Origin of the sequence: Caulobacter sp. HMWF025, assembly GCF_003060965.1 — a bacterium.
GTDB lineage: Bacteria > Pseudomonadota > Alphaproteobacteria > Caulobacterales > Caulobacteraceae > Caulobacter.
Map to the genome: position 1 here is coordinate 62,786 of NZ_QAII01000144.1, position 6,000 is coordinate 68,785.

4 protein-coding genes are annotated in these 6,000 nt (G+C 69.6%); all 4 read left to right on the plus strand.

What is annotated here, in order from left to right; genetic code table 11:
• The first annotated feature begins 160 nt into the window (after window positions 1–160).
• Window positions 161–1,585: an SWIM zinc finger family protein gene (locus DBR10_RS15225; RefSeq protein WP_108556482.1), complete on the plus strand. Its 1,425-nt coding sequence runs from the start codon at window positions 161–163 to the stop codon at window positions 1,583–1,585.
• Window positions 1,582–3,018 carry a DUF5691 domain-containing protein gene (locus DBR10_RS18950; RefSeq protein ID WP_146187861.1) on the plus strand — a complete coding sequence of 479 codons (1,437 nt, stop codon included), beginning with the start codon at window positions 1,582–1,584 and terminating at the stop codon, window positions 3,016–3,018. The genes DBR10_RS15225 and DBR10_RS18950 overlap by 4 nt, the downstream gene beginning before the upstream one ends.
• Window positions 3,011–4,099, plus strand: coding sequence for an ATP-binding protein (locus DBR10_RS15230; RefSeq protein WP_233243432.1), 1,089 nt, complete (start codon window positions 3,011–3,013; stop codon window positions 4,097–4,099). Before DBR10_RS18950 ends, DBR10_RS15230 begins: the two co-directional genes overlap by 8 nt.
• Window positions 4,096–6,000, plus strand: a 1,905-nt coding sequence (locus DBR10_RS15235; protein ID WP_199225351.1) for a DUF5682 family protein, incomplete at its 3' end; no start/stop codon positions are given. The genes DBR10_RS15230 and DBR10_RS15235, both read left to right, overlap by 4 nt.

Consider the following 6,000-nt stretch of genomic DNA (forward strand, 5'->3'; position numbering starts at 1 on the left):
GCGCCTGCAACGCACAAAGAACTTCGATGCACCACCGGAGTAGGGTCTTCCCTTCAGCGCCATGGCGGTACAAGCTTAGCGTGCGGCGGGAGCGAGAGTGCGCGGCGCGTAGTGTTCAATTCTTGAGTCCGACGCCCGCCGCGATGAAAGCCTCCTTCGCATGCTGACTCTCGCCCAGGTGGAGGCCATGGCGCCTGACCAGTCGGCTCTGGCAGCGGCGTCCAAGCTACTGAAGCCTTCGGCCTGGCCGCTACTGGCCCGCGACGCCGCAACGAGCGTGGTCTGGGGCGAGGCCCAGGGATCAGGTAGCGCGCCGTACCGCCTGATGTTCGATCCGGCAGATCGCGGCCACAAGTGCAGCTGTCCCAGCCGCAAATTCCCGTGCAAGCACGTGCTGGCCATGATGTGGCAGTTCGCTGAGCATCCCGACCGCTTCGCTGTCGGCGAACCCGAGCCCTGGGTCGCCGAATGGCTGTCACGCCGACGTCCAGGATCTGGCCGCCCCGCGGGAAAACCGGCGGACGCCAATGCGCCCGCGCCTTCGATGGCCGCGCTCGATCCAGCCGAGGTGTCGCCCGGTGACCCCGCGAGCCAGGCTCAGGCCGAGGCGCAGGCCGCCCAGCGGCGGGCCAGGGCCGAGGCGGCGCGCGAGGCTTCGGTCACCGCCGGACTGGAAGCCCTGGACGTCTGGATCGGCGACCAACTGAATACGGGTCTGGCCAGTTTCATCCAGCGCGCCCAGACCACCTGCCGTACGGCAGCCCAACGTCTGGTGGACGTCAAGGCACCAGGACTGGCCGCGCGACTTGACGCCTTGCCGGGAGCCCTGCTGAGCCGTCCCGAGCCCCTGCGGCCCGACTTCCTGCTGGCCGAGTTGGGCCGGCTGCATCTGATCTCGGCGGCGTGGCGGCGGCGCGAAGGACTGGACCAGGCCCTGGTCGACGACCTGCGCCGGAGCATCGGCTGGAGCGTCCGCCGCGAGGACACCCTGAACGATCCGACCGTTCCGCGCTGGGCGGGCGAATGGCTGGTCGCCGGGACACGCACGGTGGTCCAGCCCGATCGCCTGCGCCGCACCGAGACCTGGCTCACCACCGCCGATCCCGCCGCTCAAGCCCCCCGCGCCGCCGTGCTCCTGGATTTTACGCCGGTGCAGGTAGGGGCCGGTGAGGCGATCCCGGCGGGCGAGCTGTTCAACGCCGAACTGGCCTTCTATCCGTCGAGCGCCCCGCTGCGGGCCCTGGTCGCCGTGCGCGGTCCGGCCCTCGCCACCCGAATGGCACCGCAGGGGGGGGCCAGTTTGGTCGAGGCCCTCGCGGCCCATCACGCGCGGCTGGCGGCCCTGCCGTGGCTAGGCGATGACCTGCTGGTAGCGGGCTCGGGCCGCATCGTCGAAGCAGACGGGGCCCTGTGGGCGGTCGATCCCGATACCGACAGGGGCCTGCGCCTGGCTGTCGAGCAGAACCGTGCCGCTTCGCCACTGCTGGGCCTGACTCTGTCGGGTCTGGCCGGCGTCTGGGATGGCCAGATCCTGACCCTGCTGTCGGCCTCGACGCCGCACGGCCCCTGGTTTGCCGACTCATGAGCGAAACGGCCGACTGGAAACGCCTCGACGGCGCGCTGTCGCTGGGCCTGTCCCGCCAGCCCCTGCCGCCCCTGGCCGGAGCCGAGGGACTGGACGAACCCGCCCGCGCCTTGGCGGTCCTGACCCTGCTGGGCCAACGAGCGCGCCTGGCGGAGCCTCGCGGCCTGCAAGGTCTGGCAACGGGCTCTCGCCTTCCTGACGATCCCCGTCCCATGCTGGATCCGAAGGCCCGAGAGGCCCTGCTGCGTCTGGACCGACGGCTGGACGCCGAAAGCCGCCGCCGCCTGGCCCCGCTTGTTCTGGCCGCCATCGGAGCCTCCGGCCAGCGCCTTCATCCGTTCGACCTTCCCAATCTGGACGCCCTGTTGAGGCAGGGCGGCACGGCGCTGGGGCCCGTCGAGCGCGCGTGGCTGGGCTGGACCGGCGCGAGTGCACCGGGTGCGTCCGATCCCGAGGGCGGTGCGGCCGACCGGCTGGGTGCCTTCCGCCAGGCCCGTCGCAAGGATCCCGCCGCCGCTCGCGAAGCCCTGGCCTTCAGTCTGTCGAGCGAGCCGGCCAAGCTTCGGGCCGAGTTGGTGGGCAGTCTGGGCGTTGGCCTGAGCCCCGACGATGCACAGTTCCTGAACACCTGCCTGGGCGACCGCGCCCAAAGCGTGCGCGAGGCGGCCACCGCCCTGCTGGCCCGACTGCCAGGCGCGCCCGCCTATGAGGATAGGCTCGCCCTGGCCCGTGCCTGCCTGGGCGTCGAGACCAAGGGCTTGCTGCGCAAAATCCGTCGGCTGACCTTCAAGCCGCCGAGCGGCGACCGCCACGCTGCCGCGACCCTTTTCCAGGGCTTTGGCCTGTCTTCCCTGATCGACGGATTGGGGTTTGAGCCCTTGGAGCTTCCCGAGGCCGCCGCAGGTATCCAACCCGCCCTGCCCCTTCTGGCCCGCGCGGCCCTGCTGGACGGGGAACCGGCCCTGGCCGCGGCGTTCCTGACGCGGCTTGAGGATCCTGTCTGGCCCGCCGACCTGTTGAGGCTGCCACTGGATGCCCAGTTGCTAAACGGCGAGACCCGGCAAACCGTGCTGTCGGCCAGCCTGACGCATGAGGTCCGTTTCGATCCTCTGCTGGAGGGCTTCAACCTGGCAGAGTTCCTGGACGGCCCGATGTCCCGCGACCTGGCTGAGAGGCTCATCGCCAGTCAGCCCTGGCGGCGCTGGCTGAACGACGTGATCCAGCTGGTCGTATCCAGCGACAGGTTCGATCCCGACCCTGTCCTGCTGCGGGCCGTGGCCGCCATGCCGTGGCAGGTGGCCCGTGCCGTCACTGATGCATTGGCCGCGATCCCGCCGGCGCGCCAACCCAAGACCGCTGCCTACCTGGCCTTCCTGGCCCGACTGGCCGCTCCCTCCAAACCGTCCGAGCCTTCGGAGACGCCCGTTGTCTGATCCTTCCCACCAACTTCGGCTGGCAGCCGAAGATCTGTTCGCGCTCGAACTGGCCGCTCTCGCCAAGGACGACGGGCGACCACGGCCCGAGGGCTGGAGAATGTCGCCCCAGGCCGTGGTCACCTATCTTCTGGGCGGCAAGGCCAAGGACGGCACAACGATCAGCGCCAAGTATGTGGGCAACCGTCGTCTGATCGAGACGGCCGTCGCAACCCTGGCCACAGACCGCGCGCTCTTGCTGCTGGGCGTGCCGGGAACGGCCAAGTCATGGGTGTCGGAACACCTGGCCGCGGCGGTCTCCGGTTCGTCCCAGCGCTTGATCCAGTGTACGGCCGGCACCGACGAAACCCAGATCCGCTACGGCTGGAACTACGCCATGCTGCTGGCCCAGGGACCATCGCGCGCCGCCATAACCCCTACGCCGCTGATGCGGGGCATGGAGGACGGAGCCATCGTGCGGCTGGAGGAGCTGACCCGTATGGGTGCCGACGTGCAGGACACCCTGATTACGGTTCTGTCGGAAAAGATGCTTCCAATCCCCGAATTGAACGAGGCGGTCCACGCCCGGCGCGGCTTCAACGTGATCGCCACCGCAAACAATCGCGACAAGGGCGTGAACGACCTCTCGGCTGCGCTGAAACGCCGTTTCAACGTCGTGGTCCTGCCGCTGCCGTCCAGCTTCGAGAAGGAGGTCGGAATCGTCTCCAAGCGTGTGGCCGAACTGGGCGCTAGCCTGGCCCTTCCTCCGGTCAAGTCGGCCACCGCCGAGATCGAAAGGGTGGTGACCCTGTTCCGTGAGTTGCGCTCCGGCGAGACCGCCGACGGTCGCATGAAGCTGAAGTCGCCCAGCGGCACCCTGAGCACGGCCGAGGCGATTGCCGTAACCATCGGTGCCTGGGCCGAGGCCGGCCACTTTGGCTCCGGCGTGATCAATGCCGAAAGTCTGGCGGCCAACATCGTCGGGGCCGTCGTCAAGGACCCAGTGCAGGACGCCGTGGTACTGGCCGAGTATCTCGAAACGGTGGTCAAGACCCGCAAGGGCTGGAGCGACCTGTATGGCGCGATCCGCGAGGTGTTGTGAGCGATCGGCTCCATCTTTTCGGCATCCGTCACCACGGCCCTGGCTGCGCCCACAGCCTTGCGCGGGCGCTCGACCGGCTGGATCCGGCGATGGTTCTTATCGAGGGGCCGCCTGAGGCTGAGGCCGTTCTGGCCTTCGCCGCCTCGCCGGACATGGTCCCGCCGGTCGCGCTGCTGGCCCACGCGCCCAACCGACCGGGCCTGGCGAGCTTCTATCCACTCGCCGAGTTCTCGCCTGAATGGATCGCAATCCGCTGGGCGCAGGCCCACGACCGGCCAGTGCGCTTCATCGACCTTCCGGCCACTCACAATCTGGCCCTGCGTGCGGCGGCAGAGACCAGCATCGATGGCCCGGAAGCCGAAAAGCCCGAAGCCGAACCGGAAAATGCTCCACCCGACGAGCCCCTCGAAGCCGACGTCACCGAAACACCGCAGTCTGAATCCCCCGACCCGCTAGCGGCCCTGGCCGGGTTGGCCGGCTACAGCGACGTCGAGGCCTGGTGGAACAGCCTGATCGAGGAAGGGAGCCACCCCGAACCCCTGTTCGCCGCCATCGAGACGGCCATGACCGCCGTGCGCGAGCGTGCTGAGCGCGACCAGGATCCGGCCACGGACGAGACCCTGCGCGAAGCAAGGCGCGAGGCGCACATGCGGCTGGCGATCCGTGCGGGCCTGGACGCCTGCGAAGGTCCGGTCGCGGCCGTAGTCGGGGCCTGGCACGTGCCCGCCCTGCGCCGAAATGTTCCGCTGAAGGACGACCGGGCCTTGCTCAAGGGCTTGCCCAAGACCGAGGTCGCCGTCACCTGGACCCCCTGGACCGATGCCCGCCTGGCCCGCCACTCAGGCTATGGCGCCGGCGTGGTATCGCCCGGCTGGTACCGCCATCTGTGGGCGGCGCTGGAAGGCCGCGAGGCCCTCGACGTCAGGACCCTGGCCGTCGGCTGGCAGGCGCAGGTGGCCAGACTGCTGCGTGACGAGGGTCTGCCCGCTTCGACTGCTTCGGTGATCGAAGCCGTCCGGCTGGCTGAGACCCTGGCGGCGTTGCGCGATCGCGCCGCTCCGGGTCTGGACGAGTTGAATGAGGCCAGCCTTGCCACCCTGTGCCACGGCCAGGACGCACCGATGCGACTGATCGAGCAGCGGCTGGTGATCGGATCGCGGGTCGGGAGCATCGACGCCGCCGTCCCGCTGATGCCGCTGCTGGCCGACCTGGCGCGCCAGCAGAAGAAACTGCGGCTCAAGCCTGAGGCAGTCGAGATTGAGGCCAGCCTGGACCTGCGCTCGGAAACTGGTCTGGCCAAGTCGGCCCTTCTGCACCGCCTGACCCTGATCGACGTGCCGTGGGGTCGGCTGACCGACGTCGGTGGCAGTCGCGGCACGTTCCGCGAGCGCTGGATCCTGCTGTGGGAACCCGAGTTGGGCGTGGCCCTGGCCGAAGCACTGCGCTGGGGTGTGACCATTCTGGACGCTGCCTCGGAGGCCGCCGTCGAGCGCGCCGAAGCGCGTGACGATCCTGCTGCCATCGCCGAGTTGGTGCGCGCCACCCTGCTGGCCGATCTCCCGCGCGCCGCCGAGCGCTGTATCGACCGCCTGCAGGCCGTGGCCGCCCGATCCGGCGACGTCGGCGCACTGATGCGCGCCGCCGCGCCCCTGGCCGAAACCCTTCGCTATGGCCAGGCCCGCGCCATTCCCGAAGCCCCGTTGCGGCGGCTGATCGAGGCCATGGTCGAGGAAGTCTGCGTCGGCCTGACGGTCGCCTGTCGCCAGCTTGACGACGGTGCGGCCGGTCTCATGCTGAGTGCCGCCGCCGCGTTGGAGCAGGCCCTGCCCCTGCTGGATCGTCCAGAGCTTGTCGCAGACTGGCGCGCCGCTCTGGGCCGCATGATCGAGGATGTGGCGGGG